This window comes from Aeoliella fuhlenseeensis (assembly GCF_052161615.1).
GTDB lineage: Bacteria > Planctomycetota > Planctomycetia > Pirellulales > Lacipirellulaceae > Aeoliella.
On the sequence record NZ_CP197417.1, the window covers coordinates 1,947,058 to 1,967,746 of the forward strand.

Below are 20,689 nucleotides of genomic sequence, written 5' to 3' on the forward strand. Positions count from 1 at the left end.
TGCTGCCAGTTTGTTCCGTGCAAGCTGGCAGCTCTGGAAAACTCTGTTTGTAAAGCAAAACCACCACGAAGCTGCCTGGCCCCTACTGCCCATCGGGGCCAAGCTGCTCCGTAGTGTGTTGTTGCGATCGATCCCTAGTGGGGATCGAGCTTAATTCCTTCGGTATTGCTGGCGGACTAGCATTCCCACTACTAGCATGCCCAAGCCGATACAAGTCGATGGTTCCGGCACGGCCGATGGACTGAGCGTGGCACTCACTGCCCCGGCGGTCTGACCGAAGTTCGACTTCCACACGCCGTAGTCGGCCGCGTTCACCGTTCCATCGTTGTTCCCATCGGCACCGGTTCCGCTGGCAACCGTGGCTCCCAGGTTATCACGCCACACGGTATAGTCGGCGAGATTAACGATGCCGTCCCCATTGTAGTCGCCGTCGGCCTGGGACAGTTCAAACTCTTTGTAAACCACCAGCCCTTCGACAAACTGACTCGCACCGCCGACCAAATAGCTGAACACCAAATCCTGGGTACCGCCATTGGCGACCGTCTTGAACGGGCTACCAAGGTCCAGCGAGGTGCCCAGCGAGAGCGCCGTAGTACCCCCCGAACGGAGCTCGGTCAGGTTATTGGCCGTCACGCCCGATTCGGTCCACGAAGCACTATTTTGATCGTCAAGGCTGTTCCAATTCGCGTTGCCAGTGAGCAACGAGCCCGAATCGGAATGGATGTTGTAGCCGTCGATCGCGACACCAACCGTCGATTGGTGCTGGATATAGGTGTCGCCGTCCACGGGATCCACGAATAGCACGACATCGTTGTAGTGCTTTTCGCCTTCGTAGATCACTTCGGCCTGAACCACGCTGCCATCGGGCATGTAGTACTGGAACTGAATGTCCTCAAGTTCCTGACCAATCGAGGAGGCGGTCGGAAGTTTGAACACGTTACCCAGGTTGAGTGGGGCACCGGTGGTGATGTTGCGTGTTCCACTAGGTTCGAGTTCCGAGATGGCATTGGCCGAACCATTCACCGGCGACTCGCGCCATTGGCCTACGTTCAGATCATCAAGGCTCTGCCAGTTTGTAGGATTGAGTCCCCCCAGCGTCGAAGTGATCGAGTAACCATCGATCGCCACGGGCACCTGGCCAGTGACGATGCTCATCGCCTTCGTGTCGCGGTTCACTTTTAGTACGAGGCGTTGCTCCATAGCCAGTTGGCCGAACTGACCGAACTGGCTGGTAGGATCCGCGACCGTCTTGAAGTACAGCCCTTGTCCAAGAGGTAGGGCAAGGTTCGGGACTTCGATATTCTCGAACGTCGACGAAAACCCGGGGGCATCGATCAGATTCCACGAGTCGCCAACCACGGGGGTGTAGCCGTTGAACTCGATTTTCAGGTTGCCGTTCGCGATCGCCGAATTGGGGGTCTTGAACGTCGAATGATCGGGACCAGTGATCTCGGCGATGTAGGTGCCTCCAACACTTTGATCGAACGTGTTCGACAAGATATTGGCGTTAGGGCCGATAGTCCGCACGCTAGTACCTGAAGTGATGGCGAAGCCAGAACTCTTACCGGGGAGGTTCGAAAGCGTCACGTTGGCGGCATTGGCCCCGCTGCCATCAATGACCACTTGGCTGCCCGTGCCGCGGAGGATGATGTAGCCCGAGGTGAGCGATCCACCTGGTTGCACGCGAAGCGTTCCGACGCCATTAAACCCGACATCGATGCCGCCACTGACGTCGTTGGTCGCGTCGTTCGGGCCAACGTAGTGAGCGAGGGTGCCCCCGTTCTCGATAGTTAGACTCGCGTTGTCGCCGGTGTCTTCGCCGATGAAAAGTTGGCCGAACGGTCCAGGCGTGTCAGTTACACGTACGGTCGCCGCGCCACCGATGTAACCGCTCTCATTAAACTCGCCCCAAGGGGGCCCAAAGACGTCCGTGCCAACTACCCAGTTACCCGGATTGTTGTAGTTATTATCACCCGCCGCCCCCGTCCAGTCGTACGGCGTCGCAGCCATGGTCGCGCTGGCGACCCCCAGGGCAGCGCTTAGGGCGCCCCCGCGTATCCATTGAGTAAGATGCAGTCGCATAACGGTATCCTGTGTGAGAAGTGATCAGAGTTGATGTTTACAGGAAACAGCGTTAAGCCTGACGATAACGACGGACCACAAGCCCTAGCCCTGCAGCGACCGCGAGAGTCACCACAGTGGCCGGTTCGGGAACATTACTGCCATTGATCTGGGCGAGAAGTCCGGGGCTCACCGAGTTTTTCCACAAGCGGAAGTCGGCCGCATCGACGAAGTTGTCCGCAACAATGTCGCCATCTAAACCAAGGGCCGAAGGAACTTTCAAGAAGTTGTTGCTGATCACGTAGAAGTCGTCGATATCGACATCGCCATCGCGGTTGACGTCGGCAATGTCGAAAGTGGGGGTTTCGCCAAAAATGTCCACTTCCGCCAGACCGGCGTAACCATTGTCCGCGTCGGTGAACTGAAGCTGCACGTACTGAATCGCCGGAGCCATGTCGGCACCCAGGCTGTCGACCACACTGTGCAGATTGGTCACCGGCGTGGTGATGGCTCCCGTGTTGTCGGGTCCCTTGGTGTACGTGGCGAGATTGGCGTAATTCACGCCATCCGTCGAAGCCCGAAGGATGAAAGACGAATCATCGCGCCCCGAGTCGGGCCAGCCCAAGAAAACGTCGACTCGAGTCAAGTCGTACAGCGCACCCAAGTTAAAGGTAACAAACGAGTTGATGGTGGTTGTTCCGTGGACGGCACCATAAGCGGCATGGTCAATCGCGTTGCCGTTGGGGCCCGACTCGTTGTAAACCGTCGTAATCGAGCCATTGGTAAACGCGCTCACCCCAGCTGCCATCTCGATTTGTACGTTTCCCGTTCCACCGGTGTAGGTGACGGCTGCGGTCAGACCTTGGGCCAAGTCGGAGCTCGAGGCGCTCAAAAGTGTCGGCGTACCCGCCGATGCCGGGTCATGAACTGCATGAACAGCACCGCCCGCAGGCGCAATGTTCTGTGAGTTGTTGATGACGACCACCGCGCTAGCCGTCGTCGTGAGGGCGACACTGGCGAAGACGCCGAGCGTCAGTTCCGAAATCCGCCTCATTGGAATACGCATCATCGATCGAATCTCCCTAGGAAAAAACTCTTGCATGGAGCATGCGCCAAGCTGGATGGAATAGGTTGCCGGCATTCGGTCCGGTTTCGGTGGTCGAGGCTTGCACCCCCTTGGTCGCTGGGCAAGCCTCTCTCTTTGGACGAGTTAAGTGAATGGCAAAACTACTTCGAAAGAAGGTCAAAGTTGCACTGGCTCGAACCCGGCTTTACGTCGACTTCCAGTTCCGAATAGTCGTTGTACTTTCCAGGTAGAACCTCCTTGATCACGGGAATCATATGGCTATCGGGTGTGTTGTACGCCTTCCGTTCCCCGACTTGCTTCGGAATGCGTATCTCCACTTTCGATCGCCCAAGCGGCACCTCGGCGCGGTAGGTCCCCGCTTCGATCTTTCCTCCAGCCGTAGGGGACTTGCCATCGAGTGGAACAAACGAAATCGATCCATCGCCGGCTGGTTGGCCATCAACGGTGATGGTCCCTTCGACTGTCCCCTTGGTAGAACTTCCTGAGTTGCAGCCCACGAGGATTGAGAGTGCGAACAAGCCACTCGTTAGAACACATCGAAGCGTCGACGGCGAAAGACAACTCATCATCTCGACACCGCCTCCTGCCCGTTCATCGTCCCCAACGAAACCCAAGTAGTAAGGCTAATGTCGTCCGAAAAGAAGTCGACCGACCCATCGCACATCGCGGCATTCACTCCGCCGGGATGACGACTGCGTGCAGCGGCTTGTTGAACTGTAAAGGCACCATTTACCACCGGCATAGCCGTGTCTTGAATGTCGACGAAGTACCCATCCGCAACGATGTCGGCGACTGAGCTATTCGGGGTGTTCATGGTTTGAAAGCGGAAGGTGCCTTCATCGTTCAAGATGTCGCCCCGCCAGTCTTTATCCTCATTCGTCTGGCCGATCAGGACTTCAGAAACCATAAGCGTGTTACTCGTACCGTCGGTGATTTGGCTAAAGGGTGTCGCCCGTGGTTTGGTGGTGACGCCCCCGTCGTGACGAAACGGTGCCACGCCGGGCGCGAAGCGATCGGGGCGATAAGTGCCACCGAACGGGACATGCCCCCAATTCACCGCGTAGCTGCCGCGGCGGCGCTGGTAAGTCCCCGTTGTGATGTCTTGTCCATTGGGGTCACTAGGGCAACGATACATCGGTAACTCATAACCACCCAAACCATTGAGCGTGCCTGGGATGGTGAAGGGCGGGTCGTAAAGATGGCTCTCGGGATCGTTCGCGGCATCGATGGCCGTTTGCTCGATGAAGGGCCACAATCGCATCACCCAAGTCTGACGAGGAATCGAATTATCTGAACGCGACCCCCGACAACCCATCGGCATCTTGCCGTGCGTATCGTGGTGCAAGTGCATGGCGATGCTCCATTGCTTGAGCTTGTTGACGCACTCGGTCCGTCGTGCCGACTCGCGGGCGGCCTGCACCGCCGGCAGCAAGAGGGCGACCAGAATGCCGATGATGGCAATCACCACCAATAGCTCGACAAGCGTGAACGCAGTTCGAACCCTTGGGTTCAACGCGACCCGTTCTTCCATGCTGACACCTCGCGCGATTACATAGCTGGCGAAGAGGGATGACGCGAACGCCACTAGATAAGGCCCCCCATTGGGGCATCCCCGGAACGCAGGTAAATGGCGCGCAAGGTCCACTTCTGACAAAGAAAAACTTCCGTGGACGAAGAAATCGAGAATTTATTCCCGCTAGCTCCGCGCCCACGAAGAATTCAGCGCGGACCGGTGGCAACTGTGCCAGCAGCGGCGCGAACACAGAGCTTAGCCGTAAACTACCCCGATTGGGTGGAGCTCACTCCACTTTGTCACAACCAAAAGCTTGCCATTCGACGCGCAGGGCAGTGGGATTGGGGGCGTCGGGCGACTCGGGTCGGGACGGCGAATTGTAGAGGTCGATGGAAATCGTGTTCCTTCCCTCGACAAAGTGGTCGGTGATCTCAATAGCGTGGAAGCTCTTGAAATCGTACTGATCCCAAGTGGTCATCCACCGATTGAAATGGACGGGGTGCCCGTTTATTCGCAGCTCGTTGATCGCGTCGTCCACCAGGAAGTAGCCCACCACGTACACCGTACTAAGGTCGTAGCCCTCGAGGTCGAAGGTCGTCTCGAACGTATGCACCGAATCGGGCGGAGCACCGGGCGAAGGACTGGCACTAAGCGAAATCCACTGCGAAATCCCCGGTTTATTGTCCTCATACGACGCTTCGGCGGCCTGAATCGTCGCCTTGCGAGGGTACGGCCCGAGCGCATCGCTTCCACCAGTGATTGTCCAGCGAGGATCTTCTGAACCAATCTCCGCTCCAATTCCTGTATTCCAGATGCTTTGGATCGGACGAAGCGGACGGAATCGAACGAGCGCGTCGGCGAAATCCATCTGGCGGGCGTCGATCAAGTCGACTCGCGAGCGAACGGTGTTGACTCGAATCGCTTCTCCGGACTTGAGTACCACGGAAGAAACTTGTGGACGGCGATCCTTCAGCGGCTCTGCTAGTACCGATCCCTCCAAGACGTGGGCCTCGACGACACCCGCGGGGTCGGACGATAGGGCGAAGCGAGACCCCAAATCGGCGACCCTTAGATCTTTCGCGAGAATGGCAAACCCCTTCGCCTCCTCCGCAACCTGGGCGGTGACCTTGCCCGAATCGAGTCTCGCCATATCCTGCGACAGCAGCGTCAATTCACAAGGGGCCTGCATCACAATATCCGCGCCGCACGCCATGCTAAGCTGCGCCGAGCCCGAAAGCAGCACCAGCCGGGAGTTTTCGCTAATGGTCTGCCCGACCATCAGCTCGCTCCCCTCGGCCCAAATGGCATCGCGTTCGGCAACGACCCGCGCCACTGGCCGCGATGGACGTAGAAGCCGGGTGATACGCGGGGTCGCCTGAATCGAAGACGGTTCTGGTGGTACATCAAGCAGGAACCGAGTCCCGAGGGCCACCATCACGCACGCGGCAATTGCCGCGATTACCAGCGGCTCGGCAAATCGCGAGGTTAAACTTCGTCGCGCGGGACTTCGTCGCTCGACGCCTTTGTCCACTGGCATACCGCGGGCTTCCAGCGAGGCTTGCAAATTCCCCATCGCTCGCTCAAGAAGCTTAGCCGAGGCGATTTGTTTGCTGGTTTCAAGGTGAACCGTCGAAATGTTGAGCAAAAGCTCACTTCGCTCGTCGAGGTTCTCGCGTAGGAAGGCGTTGATCGCTTCGTTATCAGCGTCCGTCAGTACGCCATCCCAGCCGCGGCTCAACAGGTCGATCAGCCGACGGGCATCTTCGTCGCTTGGATTCATGAAGTGCCCTCCTTCGTCATCGTCCGTTTCACGCAGGTGTAGAGGTTCTTGCGAATCCGACAGATCGCTTGGTAAATGGCTCCGACAGTTCGATTCTCGTCACGGGCGATGCGCGTGAAGTTGCTGTCCGGCGAGTAGCACCGCTCCACCAATCGACGGTCGCGATCCGTCAGCTTCTTAAGGCACCGGCTTAGTGCCTCGGAGGTATCGGTGGCTCCCCAGCATTGCTTCGCGGTGTGCGCCGCCGCGATGGCGTCGAGCACTTCGTCGCCAAAGGTGATGGCGTTCCGCTTGCGCGAACGGATGAACCCACGGGCCGTATTATGAGCTACAGTCGTAGCCCACGATGCGAAGTTGGTGCCGAGCTCGAATGAGTCGAACTTTTCCCACAGCACCAATGTCACCTGCTGGTAAACGTCCTCGGCATCCGCGTGATGCTGCACCAGCGAGTAGATGAATGCGAAGAGGTCGGAATGCACGTCCGCCAACAACTCGCCGAACAAACGCATTCGGTTCATTGTCAGGTCTTCTTGGTCGGGCATTTTCGACTCCCTCGCTAACATTCGAAAAGTGGATCCTATTCGTTGTTCCGGTTGGGTAACTTCGTTGGGTGCGAGGGAATCCCCGCGACGAGGTCGGCACGCCCCCTCTCATCCACTGCGTAAGCCGTGCCGCTCGTACGCTGGACGTTCTCGCCGACCGATTCCGGGCGGTCGGCGAGGCACACTTCTCTCACGAGTATATGCCTGCGTTCTCCGGTTTCTGACATGGATTCCAGAGAGAATTTCAAAGTATTTTTCCACGCTTTTTCCCGCTTGACCTTTCGGTTCTGGCGGTGCAACCTTTAGGAAATCTCGCTTGTCGGCGGTCGGCATTCTAGCTCCTCTTTTCGTGCTGTGCGACTCGCACACCGTGTCTCCAAGGAACCCCTATGAGGCTCTTGCTGTCTATCACTGTGGTGTCGCTGGCTATGGCGACCTTCAGTGGACCTGCTCCGGCCTTCGACATCGCCGGGCGCTGGACGCAAACGCAGGCCAGTGGCGGCGGCCTGCAGCGCGGGGACGCCATTACCTTGTCCTGGAGTCTTGTTCCCGACGGCCAAAGCTACGATCGTTCGAACAACTCCAATCTGATCGACTACCTCGACGATGGTTGGAACGTACCGCAGGCCCAACGCACCGCCGACTTCACCAATCGCAATTGGTGGACCGTCATCAGCTCCGCGTACGAGCAATACGAGCGAGTTTCGGGCCTCACCTTGGTTTATATTCCCGAGCAGAACGCGGGCGGACAGAGCACCGGCATGTTCGGCGACATGCGCATCGGAGGCGAGGTGATCGACAACAACCCCGGCGGCGTGCTCGCCGACAACACGTTTCCGAACGCTGGCGACATGCGCATCGACACGAGCCGCGATGGAAACGGAGTGCCCAGCGGCATTCACTCGAACCCCGCGCCGCTTCGCAATCTCATTTCGCACGAGAGCGGGCATGGTGTGGGGTTGGGGCATTCCGACATCGCGGGCGCCGAGTCGGTGATGGAAGGGGGCCTTCAAGACCATTTCTTCGGGTTGCAATTCGACGACGTGTTTGCCTTCAATCGCCTGTACGGCGATCCGCTCGAAAAGAATGGCGGCAATGACACGTTCCAGTCGGCCACGAACCTCGGCAGCTATTCGACTCGTGCGGCAATCTCGCGCGGCACCGACGCCATCGACTCGATTGTCGAAGCACTCGATGACGACTGGGCAGGAATCGATGGCTCCACGGACCAGGATTGGTTTCGCTTCAACGTCACACGTCCTGGGGCGATCGACCTGAAGCTCACCCCCGTTGGCCCGACCTACCAAATGGCGGGGCAGCCGTTCAACGCCGCCGCGCAGTCGAACCTCCGCTTCGAACTTTATGACCCCTCGGGCACGCTGATTCGCACAAGCGACTTCGCAGGGTTGGGGCAAGCCGAGGAGATTCGCTCGCAACCCCTGTTCGATACGGGCGAGTACCGCATTCGCGTCGCCGGCGATCAAGACAACAACCAGTTCTACCAACTCGACGCGAACATCGAGATGGCCGACCTGTTGCTCATCATCAATCGCGACACGGGCGAGGCGTACTTGAGTGGCATGACGGCCAATGGCGGCGAGTTCGATGGCTATCGCATCGAATCGTCGCGCTCCGAGCTCAACCCGGCGAACGGCGCGTGGCGAAGTCTCGCCGATCAGCAGAATGGCGAGTGGCGCGAGGCGAATCCCACGTCCAGTTCGCTGCAGGAACTGCTCCCCAATGGCACGGCGAGCCTGACCAACTCCGATTCGATCTACCTTGGCAAATTCTACACTCCGTCGGCCGACGAGCCCTTCGGCACCGTGCACCAGGACGACCTCACCTTTCAGTACCTCACTCCGGGCACCGGCAACGAGTGGCTGACCGGAGCCATCGCTTACACCGGCAGTCCCATGCACAACAACTTGGTGCTGACCATCGACCCCGCGACCGGCGCGGCAACCGTGACCAACAATAGCAGTACGACGATCTCGCTCGATGGCTACTCCCTCGCGTCGGGGGCGGAGTCGCTCGATCCCGCGAACTGGGATAGCTTCGCCGACCAGAACTTCACCGACTGGCGTGAATCCGGCCCTCGCCCCGGTGCCCTGTCGGAACTCAAACCCACCGGCGGAACCACCATCGAGCCTGGCGAAGTGCTTTCGCTCGGCCGGCCGTTCGTGTCGCTGGCGGAGCAAGACGTCGAGTTCGGATTCGTGCTGAATGGCGACGCGGCGTTCCGTCCCGGCATTGTCGAATACGACACCATTCTCGGTCCGCTCGGTGGCGAGATGACTCTTGCGGTAGATCCCGTCTCGGGCGAAGCGATCTTTACCAACACCAGCGACTTTGCCCTGCCTCTCGACGGTTATTCGATCCGCTCGGCGTCGGGATCGCTGAACCCCGATGGGTGGGAAAGCCTCGATTTCCAGCTTCCCTTGGATTGGATCGCGTCGAACCCTACGCAGTTCGCCCTGTCCGAGCTGAAACCTGAAGGGGCGATGGCCATCGAGCCGGGCCAGAGCTTTCATCTCGGGTTTCTGCTGGACACTGCGGGTATCGCCGACCTTGAGATCGGGTTTCTCTTGCTGGGCGACGATCAGTTTCGTCCCGGCGTGGTTGAATACCAGACCCTTGGAGTTCCGGGCGACTACAATCGCGATGGCTCGGTGGACGCGGCCGACTACTTGGTATGGAAACAATCGTTCGGTTCCACGCAGCAGCTCTCCGCCGATGGAAATAATGATGGCGTGGTGAATCTCGCCGACTATACAATATGGCGTGACCATCTCTCGGAAGCCGGCAGCGTGTCGGCCGCCGCGATGGTCCCCGAACCCTCGTCTGCATGGATGAGCATTCTCGCAGTCGCGGGTCTGCTCGGCTTTCGACTTCGCTGGAGATCGCAAACCGCACCAGCGCCTCGCCTCCAGTTTGCTGCTTAGTAGGATTGCTATGTCACTTCTCATCAAAACTTCCGTTCTAGCCATTGGTTGCTTGGTGGCCGGTACGCTGGCTCTGCGTGGTCCCGAGGGCCAGTTGGCGGCAGAGCGTCTGCGCTGCGAGTTCCTCACCAATCCATTGGGAGTCGATGTTGCTGCTCCCGAGTTGAGCTGGATCGTCACCTCCGATGCTCGCGGTCAGAAGCAAACGTCGTATCGTGTGCTGGTCGCCTCGACTCGCGAGAAGCTGGATCAAGATCAAGGCGACTTGTGGGACTCGGGCAAGGTCGACAGCGCCGACACGTTCGGCATTGAATATCAAGGAACCCCGCTCGCTTCGCACCAGCAGTGTCACTGGAAAGTGATGGCGTGGGATGTGGCTGGCAAGCCGGGCGGGTGGAGCGAACCTTCGCACTGGTCGGTGGGTTTGTTGCAGCCGGACGACTGGCAGGGGGAATGGATTGGTTACGACGGGCTTAGGTCCATGAAGGAGACTCCTCCGCCGGTGCCGCTGCATGGGGCGCGATGGATTTGCTACTCCAAGGATTCGGGCGACATCGCCGACGAAGGCAGGCGTGTGTTTCAAGGGCTGTGGAACTTGCCGACCGCCATCGCCTCGCCCCACCGAGCACGGCTTGCCGTTTCGGCGGATGATACTTGCGTCGTTGCCATCAACGGCCATCGTGTCGCCGAGTGCACCGATCATCAGCAACCCGTGACCGCCGAGGTTGGACCTTACCTGCATCCAGGACTCAATGAAGTTCGGGTGATTGTTCATAACAGTAGTCCGAGTCCAACGGGGATGTGCTTGAAGCTCGTGCTCACCGATGACAATGGTGAGAACTACGTCCTGACGACGGACGATCGCTGGTTCAGCCTCCCCAACAGCGAGGAGAACTGGATCACTCGTCCCTTCGATGGCGCGCCGCAGGCTCACGTGATTGGTCCTTTTGGCATGCGGCCTTGGGGACAACCGGCCGTTGGGCGGGACGTGACACTTCCGCCGAGCTATCTCCGCGGTGGGTTTTCGGTGGATCGCCCCGTACGCCATGCGACGGTGTACTTGGCCTCGCTCGGCTGGGCCGATTTGTTTCTCAACGGCGAAAAGGTAAACGAAGACTACTTCTCCTCGGGTTGGACCGACTATCGCAAGCGTGTTTACTACCGCGCCTACGACGTAAAGGAGCAACTGGTCGATGGTGCCAATGCCTGGGGTGCTGTGCTTGCGGATGGTTGGTACGCGGGGCATGTCGGTTGGCGGACGCAGCGTGATCTTTGGGGTAAGAAGCCACGCGTTCGGGCCATGCTGCGTATTGAGTATGAGGACGGCACGACGCAAACCGTGGCAACCGATCGAACGTGGTTCGTCACTCATGGACCCAAGCAAGTCGCCGATCCGCTGATTGGCGAAGAGTACGACGCGACGCTCGAGGTCCCTGGTTGGGCGAATGCAGGTAGTCACCTGGAAGTGGTCGACGCCGTGGACACGGGCACCGAAGTGAACCCGGCGATCGAGTGGCATCCTGGTCCGCCCGTAATCGAGGTCGCCGAGTTCCCTGCTAAAGCTGTCACTCAGCCTGTTTCGGGAGTGTACATCTACGACATTGGTCAAAACATTGCGGGCGTGGCTCGGATCAAGATCAAAGGTCAGCGTGGTCAGCGAATTCAGCTTCGTTTCGGCGAGCGACTCGACGACGAGGGGAAGCTCTACACCACGAACCTTAGGCTTGCACGAGCGATCGACTACTACACTTGCAAGGGCGACGGCGTTGAGGTCTGGCAACCTTCGCAAACGTTTCATGGTTTTCAGTACGTGGAACTCTCGGGCATCGAAGGACAACCCCCGCTCGATGCGGTGACAGGTGTCGCGCTTAGCAGCGATACGCCGCTCGCCAGCGAGTTCGATTCGTCGGACGCGAATCTCAATCGTCTGTATCAAAACATCCTCTGGACGCAGCGGGCGAATTTCATTGATGTCCCCACCGACTGCCCCCAACGCGACGAGCGTTTGGGTTGGACCGGCGATGCTCAGGTTTACGTGCATACGGCGTGTCGTGTGGCGGACGTGCAGGCATTCTTTCGCAAGTGGCTGGTGGATCTCACGGACGCTCAGCGACCCGATGGACAGTTCCCTCGTGTTGCGCCGCTGATGCCGGGCGAGCACGATGGTGGTCCTGCTTGGGCGGACGCGGGGACCATTTGTCCTTGGGAAATCTACCAAGCGTATGGCGACGTCGAGCAGCTCGCCCGCCAGTACCCGTCGATGGTTCGCTTCATCGACTTCTGCCGCAAACGTTCGCAAGACGAAGTGCTTCCGCCCGAGAACTACCACGCCTTCGGCGACTGGCTGAGCATCAACGCCCAGACCCCGAACGACGTTATCTACATGGCCTACTACGCCCGCAGCGTCCAGCTCGCCCGCGATACGGCCACCGTGCTCGGCAAATCCGAGGACGCCCGGAAGTACGACGAACTGCTCCGCCGGATCAAGGCCGCGTTTGTCGAGAACTTCGTCGAGCCCGATGGGCGGATCGAAGGAAACACTCAGTGTGCTTACGTGCTCGCGATCGCTTACGGTCTGGTCGAAGGCGAGCAGCGTACCCAAGCTGCCAACTACTTGGTCGAAGACATCGAAAGCCGTGGCTGGAAACTCTCCACCGGCTTCATCGGAACGAAGGACCTGATGCTCGCGCTCAGTGAAATCGGTCGACAAGACGTCGCCCTGCGTTTGCTCCACCAGCCCGAGTATCCGGGTTGGATGTTCTCGATTTCGCATGGCGCGACGAGCATCTGGGAACGCTGGGATGGTTGGACCCCCGATCGTGGTTTTCAAGATCCGGGTATGAACTCGTTTGCTCATTACTCCTTCGGAGCCGTCTACGGCTGGATGGTCGAGAACCTCGGCGGGATCAAGAACACACAGCCTGGTTTTGGCACGGTAGTGATCGAGCCGACGTTCGACCCTTCACTCACGCAGTGCCGCGTGGTGTACGACAGCCTTCGTGGTCCGATCCGCACCGAGTGGAACGTGAGGGGTGACGAGCGCGAGTACCAAGTCCACATTCCGGCGAACGTCGCAGGAACCTTGAAACTCCGCGGTCGCCACGTCGCTGACGTGACGGTCGATGGCAAGCCGCTCGCCGACTCGTCGTTGGTCGCTCAGGAGCAAACCTCCGGCGAAGGATCGCCGGTGACCGAAGTGCAATTGCCCTCGGGCGAGTACCGTTTCTCGATGCCCAAGTGAGCCGCGAGCACCATGAGTTAAAGTCGCATATCGCGACTATTTCATTGGGTGCGACTTTACTCGTTTTCGGTACTGCGGGAGTTTCGGCGTAAGTCTCCTCGCCTAAACACCTTAGGACGAGTGCGGCGTGCTCGGTCCCCAGAATAAAGTCGCAGGGGTAACCCGCAGGTGCGACTTTACTCTCTCGTAGGCCGTATCAAGCTCCGCGCCGATACGGCGCTTCACGCATCCCAAACGCGCGTACCGCGACCCCTCGCCAGACTCACAGCCCGGTCGTTGTAATTAGTTTTTCAAGTTGTCAAAGAGCGTATGTTCACTGATGTGGTGAATGTGTGCATCAGAACACATGTGAGGTGCGCTTTGTAGTCACATTATTGAAAAAAGTGGAAATAGTCGTATGGGCGGAATTCATTCCGTTATCTCGGCCGTCAGGCCCCAATTCGTTACGTCATCCCCGCGCAGGCGGGGACCCAGGGGGATGGCTTTGCGAGTGGTTTCCCGCCTGCGCGGGAATGACGAGAACCGCCGAAGGCGCCGGCTACTCCAGACTCCGCGGCCGCCCGGAACCTCCCAGTTCAGCCCAGCCGCCGTTGCGGTCTCGGCGATGCTCCGGCCAGTGGCGAGGTTGTCCCTCGACCGCCGCGGGGATTCTGCGCGAAACCTAGGGTAGCCCAGGTGCTCGTGCACCTCGCACCTGTGCAACCCTAGGCTGACAGACGCAACCCCTTCGGGGTACGGAGTTTGCGGAGTCGGGGCAGGTAAAGTGGAAATGTTACATTAACAAGTGGAAGTTCTCGCACGTAGAATGTCCCGTTCTAGCCCCGCAGTGATTTGAGATTTACATATGCTCGATTTATGCCGTTGCACGACTGTCAGGCACCTGTACGTGAGTTGGCTTGGAACCGTTCTTATGATTTCAATTGCCGGTTGCCAAGAACCAGTAGCGAGCGTAGCCGATGATCCTGTTGTAGAAGGGCATGTAGACCTGGTTGCAGTCGAGCAATTTCAATTTGATTTCGCCGAGCCCGATAGATTTGCCAAGCAGGCGTTTCCATCTGCGTACCAGGCGGCGATGGCCAGCAACGAACCACCGTCCGTGTTCGACACTCTTGAAGAAGCTGTAAGCGTAGAGATCGGACGTTCGGGGGCCGATAAAGGCATACTATTTCCCGTTTACATGGCTGTTTTCGAGGCGGACCCGCCGACCGTGGGCGGCATAGAAACGCAGCTATGGTCGCCGTGGACCATTTCACTTCACGTCGAGCCGTGCACTAGGCGCGAAGCGAAAGCCTACTTAGTCTCGCTATGTCAGATTGCCGGCTTCAACGAAGCTGAAGCTAGGGCAAAGTTCGACAGTTTGCCGTCCGAGGCCATCCCAGTTGGACTGCTAGTACAGGGCAAGGTCGAACGCACATACGTAGCAATGGAAGCATTCAAATCCTTCGATGCTGAGAAACGAGTAAGGTTGATTCTTACCGTAGCTCCGAAATAGAAATTTCAGAGAACATAGGGGACATTTCACGCTTGTTCTCCTGTCCCTTTTATTCTCCCGAGGGTAACTGTGGAGATGTCAGACCCGACACTAGCGGTAAAATAGACAGTCGATTGCCGGGCCAATTAGTAGGTGCCAGCGAGACGATTACACGAATGGAGTGCTTCATCAAATGTCGATTGATGCCATGCTTCGTCGATTCGGTGGGTTCAATGGTGCGGTTGTGCAAGCGATCGACTTTTGTACTTCGGCAGGGAAGATCGAACGCACAGCAACCATTCATCTACTCGCCTTCGATGAGGAGGCCGTTTCGAAGGATGCATGGACCCAAGTGCGCGTGGCGGCCAGGGGAGGCGCCGTCTTCAGTTGGATCGAAACCTCAAGGCTGTCGAACCTTGCGCTTAATTGGCCGGTGACGCAGGTGGTTGGTGATGGTATGACGTTCATCGACTTCGATCCTTTGCACCCGGCCCCGACGAGTATTGGCCCGATATTGTCTCACTACTTTATTGGCGGACGTGAGATTTCCATCGAGGTAGTCGACGTAGAATTCACTTCTTAGCATCAAGCCACGAAAAAAAACCGCGACTTCCGTCGCGGGCTAAGGGTTGATTGTGATGGGGCGTGGTTGCGAGCGGATGAGCGGCGCTTGGCAAGCAGGAGGCTTACCCCATTAGTTGCTCGAAGGTGTTAGTCGCTGGTCGTCTTCGACGAGGCGTTCGCGAAGGGCTTCGTAGGGAACTTCCTGCACGCTTAGGTTGTCGTCGATGGCCATCGAGGCGGCGGTGCCGGCGGATTGGCCGAGGATCATGAAGACGGGTTCCATGCGGATCGAGCCGAAGGCGATGTGCGAGGCGGACAGCGACCAGGGGACGAGTAGGTTTTCGCACTCATCCGCCGGCGGGACGATTGCGCGGTAGGAGATCGAGTAGGGTGCTTTGAGACGCGATTGGATGTCGCCCTCGTTCTTCACCATGCCCTTGTGCAGGAATCGCTGGGTGTTGTGCGAGTCGAGGGTGTAGGCGCCCATGCCGATGGGCTCGGGGACTTCGGCGGTGCCGCGGCAATGGTGTTCGGTCATGACGAAGTCGGAGACCATCCGGCGTGCTTCGCGGACGTAGATGTTGTGGGGCCAGTAGTTGTTGTCTTCGAACTCGTCCTTGGCGAGCCCCCAACGCGAGGTGCTCTTGCGGATGTTCTCAGGGACGCGGGGGTGATTCTGCAAGGTCCACAGCAGGCCAAGTTGCCAGTCGCGGTGCTTTTGGGCGACCTTTTCACGCTCGGCGTGGCTGATCGTGACCCAGTTCCAATCGTCGCCGTAGTTGCCGCCGATGAAGTCGGTCGAGATACCGCTGGCGTTGTTCGAGTCGGTCTTGCGATTGGGCATCATGTCGGTTTTGAAGAACGCGCCGGTCTGTCCCGCTTCGATGGCGCGGAACAGGATCTCATAATCCTCTTCGCGATAATTGGTGGGCTTGGTGATAGGGGAGCGGTTTTCGGGAACGTCGGTCAGCACCATGCGATAGCAGTAGGCTTGCAGGTGATGGTCGCCGGTGCCGCGAGGGCCACCCATGTCGGGATTCACGCCGGGGAGGAGTCCGCTGCTGCTCTTGCCCGGGACGACGAAGGGGTCGATGCCATCGGGGAGCTGATTGCCGTGCTGCGGGCCGGTGACGCCGTTGTGGGTCTCGCCGTACTTGGCGTTCGGTTCGCGGCCCGTGGTGAAGCTCACGCCGGCGGCGGCCAGTAGGTCGCCCTCGTACGAAGCGTCGATGAACATCTTGCCTGAGACTTGGCGGCCATCTTCGAGATGCAGGGCGACGATGCGGGTGCCTTGTTTGGTGGTTCCCTTTTCCAGGTCGATGCGACCGCGAACGATTCGCACGCCGGCTTCGAACATCAGTTGGTCAAACACCCACTCGGCCGCTTTGGGTTCGAACGTCGAAGCGAGTTCGGTCTCTTCGTCGAACGCGGGGACGCCTTGGCCTAGGTTCTTGTACTTCGATCGCGGCTGAATGTTCCAGCGATTGTCGTCCTGATAGTAGTTGTAGAGCCGATGGTAGAACTCGCGCGAGATGCCGCCGAGGATCGACGAGTTGCCGATATCGGTCCAGCCCAGACCGCTGCTGGTCATGCCACCGAGATGGCCGAACTGTGAGACGAGGATCACGCTTTTCCCCATTCGCGCGGCCTGCACCGCAGCGGCGACACCACCGGAGGCGTCGCCGTAGACGATTACGTCGGCGGTGAGTGGCGCGGGGGTGCTAAGGCGGGCATCGTCGGCAAGTGCGCTACTAACGAGGGAGCCAAGAACCGTGAGGAGAAGTAAGCATCGTCGTCGGAGAAAAGTCATCGATCAAGTGCTGGCGGTAAGGCCGCGTGTGCTTGGTGAAAGTTAGGAGGTACCGGCGCTGGGAGTGGTGCCATTATCGGGCGCGACCGTTGTAGGCTCGACGGCTTCTGGCTGGGGCAGGGCAGGGGGCATGCGGTCGGTCTCGCCCCACAACTCTAGCGTAGGAGCAGCCAGTTCGCCATGTTCGCGGCTCGCGAAGCCATGCACCACCACGTCCTCGCCCGAATTGTAGAAGCAAGGTGTGCAGCGCGACACGATGAGCGTCACTTTGCCGTCCTTGTCTTGACGTAGGAACTCGAGCAGCCGCGAACCCGCGAGCACCACTTGTTCGCCCCGCACGCCGCTGGCGTGCACGGTGAACTTGCCGAGCGTGACCGGTGCTTGGGGACCGAGAAGCTGACCGGAGAAGCGATCGGGTGCGTTGCCGGGCGCGTTGTTCCAGGTGATGTCGTTCTCGTTCCAGTCGTCGTAGTACTCGTCCCATAGTCCGGCCACCTCGAACTCCCAGGTGGTGTCCGACTCGGCGTAGGGGCGGTTCCTTGACAGGGCGTACTCTTCCGCCAACTGGTTGGGAAGCACGGTGAGGCGAAGCCGCGCGCCGATCAGATCCGACCGCGAGATGTGCGACAGATCGAACGACATCCACGCGCGGCGATTCGACTGCGTGGCGGCGGGCTCGTACTTGATGAGCAACTCCGTCGCGTCGCCATAGTTCTTGATCTCATGCCGCTGCGCTTGATCGCGCCCGCGGACGTAGGCGTCCTTGAAGGCGCTCACGGTGTAGTCGGGCTGACGGAGCGAGACGTTTTGTAGACCTCGGAGGGTTCCCTCATCGTCGAGGGCCTGCGAGCCGCGCCACAGGCTAAAGCGTGCGGCTTCGCCCGCCAAGAGCCGCTTGGGGGTTTTGTTCTTGCGGTCGGACTCAAGCTCGACCACCCCTTCGAACACCGCGACTTCGGACTTGTCGTTATTGGTGACGCTCACGCCGAACGACGTACCAAGGTCGGTCACTTTGCCATCGGGGGTGTAAACCTGGAAACCATCGACCCCTTCGTCCATGGTGACGGTCAGCCTTCCGACGTCGAGCCGCACGCGCTTGGGACCTTCAATCGCCAGCCGCGCGGGGCCGGTGAGCACGGCGTTGGCACCGCAACGAAAACGGAGCTCGGTGATGCCGGCGTCGAGTTCAATGACTTGGCCCGTCGTCAGCTCGCGGCCCGCGAACACTGGCATCATGTTGACGATGTCGGTGCTGACGGCGTCGACCACCGTGGCGATCGTGGGAGGCTTGGATACGGGGGTGACCGGAATGTCGGTCGCGGCGATCGTGGGTGTGGGATCGGCCATCGGCGCATTGGGCCGAGTGATCAGGACGCCGACCAGTACCGCCGCAGAAATGGCCGCGGCACTTACTAGCCAGCGGGTGACGTGGTGGGCCGTGTTGCGCCGAAGCGTCGCCAGTGGCGAGTTGGCTGCGATCGCCACGGGCTGGGCGACGAGTTCGCGCGGGCCGCGCGCATCGTGCTGCCACGACTTGCAGAGGTCGGTTAAGTTGGCGAGCGAGTGCTTGGCTTCGAGATACTCTTGTCGAAACTCAACGTGGTCGCGGAGCAATTGGCCGAGGACGACGGCGTCTTGTTCGTTGAGTTGCTCGTCCCAGAGCTTGACGAGTAGCGCATCAAACAACTCGCGAGCCAATGGATCGGAGGGGCGTGGCGAATCAGGCATTTCAGTGGCCCTCCCGTTGCAGGGTGAGTCGAACGCACTCGAGCAATTTGCCGCGGAGATGCGCGATCAGTTGGTAAGCGGTCACCTGTTTGCGATCCAGGTATTCGGCGATGGCAGCGATGGGTTCGTTGAGGCCGTACTTCAAACGGATGACTTCGCGGTCGCGGGGCGGAAGTTTCATCAGGCACTCGGCGAGCGCCGACCGGCGGTCTTCGAAGTAGCTGGATTGCTGAAGCTGTAAAGAGGCGAGCTCCTCGACCAGCGTGTCGTCGAATGGCACCACGGTCTTCTTGCTCAAACGTTTCTTCCGTTCGTTCATCACCTGAAACTTGGCGATCGTGCAAAGCCAGCTCACGAACTGCTCGTCGGGCGTGGTGCCGTGGTAGACGAAGGATCGGAACTTCTGCCAGGCTACGACGCTCACCTCCTGCATCAGGTCGTCCACGTCCCCGTCGAGGGGAAGCAGCGTCTGAATGAAGGCGCATACCCGCCGCTCGTGCCGGACGATCAGAGCAATGAACTCCTCTTCGCCCAGTTGGCGTTCCGCTTGGTCGCCGCGCGGCTCCGCACTCATAGTTCGCATACCCGTACCTGCCTGTCCGCCTTGTAGCGCAATGCCGGGAATCCGCCTGCGCACGATCCACTGATAGCAATAGCCGCTGGTGCTTGGTTTTATGACAAATTTTAAACCAGGGCCACCATATATATCAGCCGCAACTAACGGGGTGTGGCGTTTTCCGCAGGGAGTGCCCGTTTGCCCGCAGGTTACACGGCAATGGGAAGATTGTCAGATTTTTCTACAGAATCTGATTCAAAGCTGGCTATTGCTGATTGAGAAGGCGGAAAACTCCTCACCGTGCATCCCCCGTGGCCACAGGTCCGCGGCGGTCTTGCCAAGAAATGCTGCTCCTTAGCGCGGATGATCTGTCCTTTCCGCTGAAGCTTTTGGACGTTCCCGACTTTGGCTGAACGCGCCGAGAGCTGCGACCTCGTTTGTGCTTTTCGAGAGGATGGCGATTGATGGTCTGGTCGAATCGTGGCGAAGTCCGCCGAACACGGATTGGTTTTACGCTGGTCGAGCTGCTGGTGGTGATCGCCATTATTGGCATTCTGGTGGCGCTGTTGCTGCCGGCGGTGCAAGCCGCTCGCGAGGCCGCTCGTCGCACGCAGTGCACCAATAAACTCAAGCAACTGGGGCTTGGCGTGCAGAACTACGCCTCGACCTACCGTGGTGAGTTGCCCCCCGGTTCGCCGGGTCCAGGCGAGCATGGCGCGTTTACGTACCTGCTGCCCTACATCGAACAGCAGACGCTTTACGACCGCATCGATATCGAACGGAAGACGTTCAACGCTCGCAACGATCCGATGCGAATGGAAATCGTCGACGCCTACGTGTGTCCGAACTATTCGCTGGAGCCGATCATTCGTAACGACCCGTCCACCAGCAAAATTGGTGCGCTAACCACCTACCAGGGACTGGGCGGAGCGTTCGTTGAAGCACGCCAGCCCCGTGACGTCTCGGCGGAGTTTGGCGATCTGTCGCAGAACGGTGCTTTCCGCTGGGGTAAAAAAGTTCGCAAGCTCCGCGAGGTGACGGACGGCCTGAGCAATACGCTGCTGTTTGGCGAGTTCGTGCACACCGACCGCGTGCCGGGCCTGTACTCGGAACTGCCGGGCAACATTCGCCCGTGGATGGGAAGTCCCATTCTAGCAAGCGGCAAAGTCTCCTACGAATTCAAGGTTTCGGAGTTCGCTCCGAACACACCCATCGATCGCGAAGCGGACGAGTGTCCCTACAACCATCTGCCCTTCACCAGCCTGCATCCGGGCGGTGTGCTGTTCGGATTGATGGATGGCAGTGTGTTGTTGGTGGCCGATGGCGTTTCAACCGATGCGTTCAAGTACGCCTCGACGGTCAACGGGCAAGAAGTCTACTCGCTGGAGCAATGA

Annotated in this window: 14 protein-coding genes; 5 read left to right on the top strand and 9 right to left on the bottom strand. The window is 59.1% G+C overall.

Annotated features, from left to right (window positions below):
- Positions 1–150 precede the first annotated feature (150 nt).
- The 6 genes from SH292x_RS07540 to SH292x_RS07565 all read right to left on the bottom strand — a co-directional run bounded on the left by SH292x_RS07540 (position 151) and on the right by SH292x_RS07565 (position 6,983).
- Positions 151–2,082, bottom strand: a complete 1,932-nt coding sequence (locus SH292x_RS07540) for a dockerin type I repeat-containing protein (RefSeq protein ID WP_442484983.1) — start codon at positions 2,080–2,082, stop codon at positions 151–153.
- 52 nt (positions 2,083–2,134) lie between these two features.
- A complete protein-coding gene (locus SH292x_RS07545; protein WP_442484984.1) occupies positions 2,135–3,130 on the bottom strand; it encodes a hypothetical protein in 996 nt (331 codons plus the stop codon).
- Between the two features lie 158 nt (positions 3,131–3,288).
- Positions 3,289–3,666: a hypothetical protein gene (locus SH292x_RS07550; RefSeq protein WP_442484985.1), complete on the bottom strand. Its 378-nt coding sequence runs from the start codon at positions 3,664–3,666 to the stop codon at positions 3,289–3,291.
- 47 nt (positions 3,667–3,713) lie between these two features.
- On the bottom strand, positions 3,714–4,679 hold the full coding sequence (locus SH292x_RS07555) for a DUF1559 family PulG-like putative transporter (protein ID WP_442484986.1): 966 nt from the start codon (positions 4,677–4,679) through the stop codon (positions 3,714–3,716).
- A 268-nt stretch (positions 4,680–4,947) separates the two neighbouring features.
- On the bottom strand, positions 4,948–6,441 hold the full coding sequence (locus SH292x_RS07560) for a hypothetical protein (RefSeq protein ID WP_442484987.1): 1,494 nt from the start codon (positions 6,439–6,441) through the stop codon (positions 4,948–4,950).
- On the bottom strand, positions 6,438–6,983 hold the full coding sequence (locus SH292x_RS07565) for a sigma-70 family RNA polymerase sigma factor (protein ID WP_442484988.1): 546 nt from the start codon (positions 6,981–6,983) through the stop codon (positions 6,438–6,440). The genes SH292x_RS07560 and SH292x_RS07565 overlap by 4 nt, the downstream gene beginning before the upstream one ends.
- A 389-nt stretch (positions 6,984–7,372) precedes the next feature.
- On the opposite strand from SH292x_RS07565, the gene SH292x_RS07570 reads away from it, so the two are divergent.
- The 4 genes from SH292x_RS07570 (at position 7,373) to SH292x_RS07585 (ending at position 15,220) form a co-directional block, all read left to right on the top strand.
- Entirely contained in the window at positions 7,373–9,925 is a 2,553-nt protein-coding gene (locus SH292x_RS07570) for a dockerin type I domain-containing protein (protein WP_442484989.1), read from the top strand.
- A gap of 10 nt (positions 9,926–9,935) precedes the next feature.
- Positions 9,936–13,166, top strand: coding sequence for a family 78 glycoside hydrolase catalytic domain (locus tag SH292x_RS07575; protein ID WP_442484990.1), 3,231 nt, complete (start codon positions 9,936–9,938; stop codon positions 13,164–13,166).
- Positions 13,167–14,076: 910 nt separating this feature from the next.
- Complete coding sequence (locus SH292x_RS07580) at positions 14,077–14,658, top strand: hypothetical protein (protein WP_442484991.1); 582 nt, start codon at positions 14,077–14,079, stop codon at positions 14,656–14,658.
- A gap of 172 nt (positions 14,659–14,830) precedes the next feature.
- Positions 14,831–15,220 carry a hypothetical protein gene (locus tag SH292x_RS07585; RefSeq protein ID WP_442484992.1) on the top strand — a complete coding sequence of 130 codons (390 nt, stop codon included), beginning with the start codon at positions 14,831–14,833 and terminating at the stop codon, positions 15,218–15,220.
- A gap of 111 nt (positions 15,221–15,331) precedes the next feature.
- On the opposite strand, the gene SH292x_RS07590 is transcribed toward SH292x_RS07585, so the two are convergent.
- From SH292x_RS07590 to SH292x_RS07600, 3 genes are read right to left on the bottom strand one after another with little or no spacing between them, the layout of a single operon-like run.
- The gene (locus SH292x_RS07590) at positions 15,332–17,011 is read right to left on the bottom strand and encodes an FAD-dependent oxidoreductase (protein ID WP_442484993.1); all 1,680 of its coding nucleotides are present in this window, start codon (positions 17,009–17,011) and stop codon (positions 15,332–15,334) included.
- A gap of 42 nt (positions 17,012–17,053) precedes the next feature.
- Entirely contained in the window at positions 17,054–18,739 is a 1,686-nt protein-coding gene (locus SH292x_RS07595) for a CBM96 family carbohydrate-binding protein (protein WP_442484994.1), read from the bottom strand.
- A gap of 1 nt (position 18,740) precedes the next feature.
- Positions 18,741–19,322, bottom strand: a complete 582-nt coding sequence (locus tag SH292x_RS07600) for a sigma-70 family RNA polymerase sigma factor (RefSeq protein WP_442484995.1) — start codon at positions 19,320–19,322, stop codon at positions 18,741–18,743.
- A 437-nt stretch (positions 19,323–19,759) separates the two neighbouring features.
- Here SH292x_RS07600 and SH292x_RS07605 point away from each other — a divergent pair, with 437 nt between their 5' ends.
- Positions 19,760–20,689 (top strand): DUF1559 family PulG-like putative transporter, encoded by a 930-nt coding sequence (locus SH292x_RS07605; protein WP_442484996.1) that lies wholly within the window; start codon positions 19,760–19,762, stop codon positions 20,687–20,689.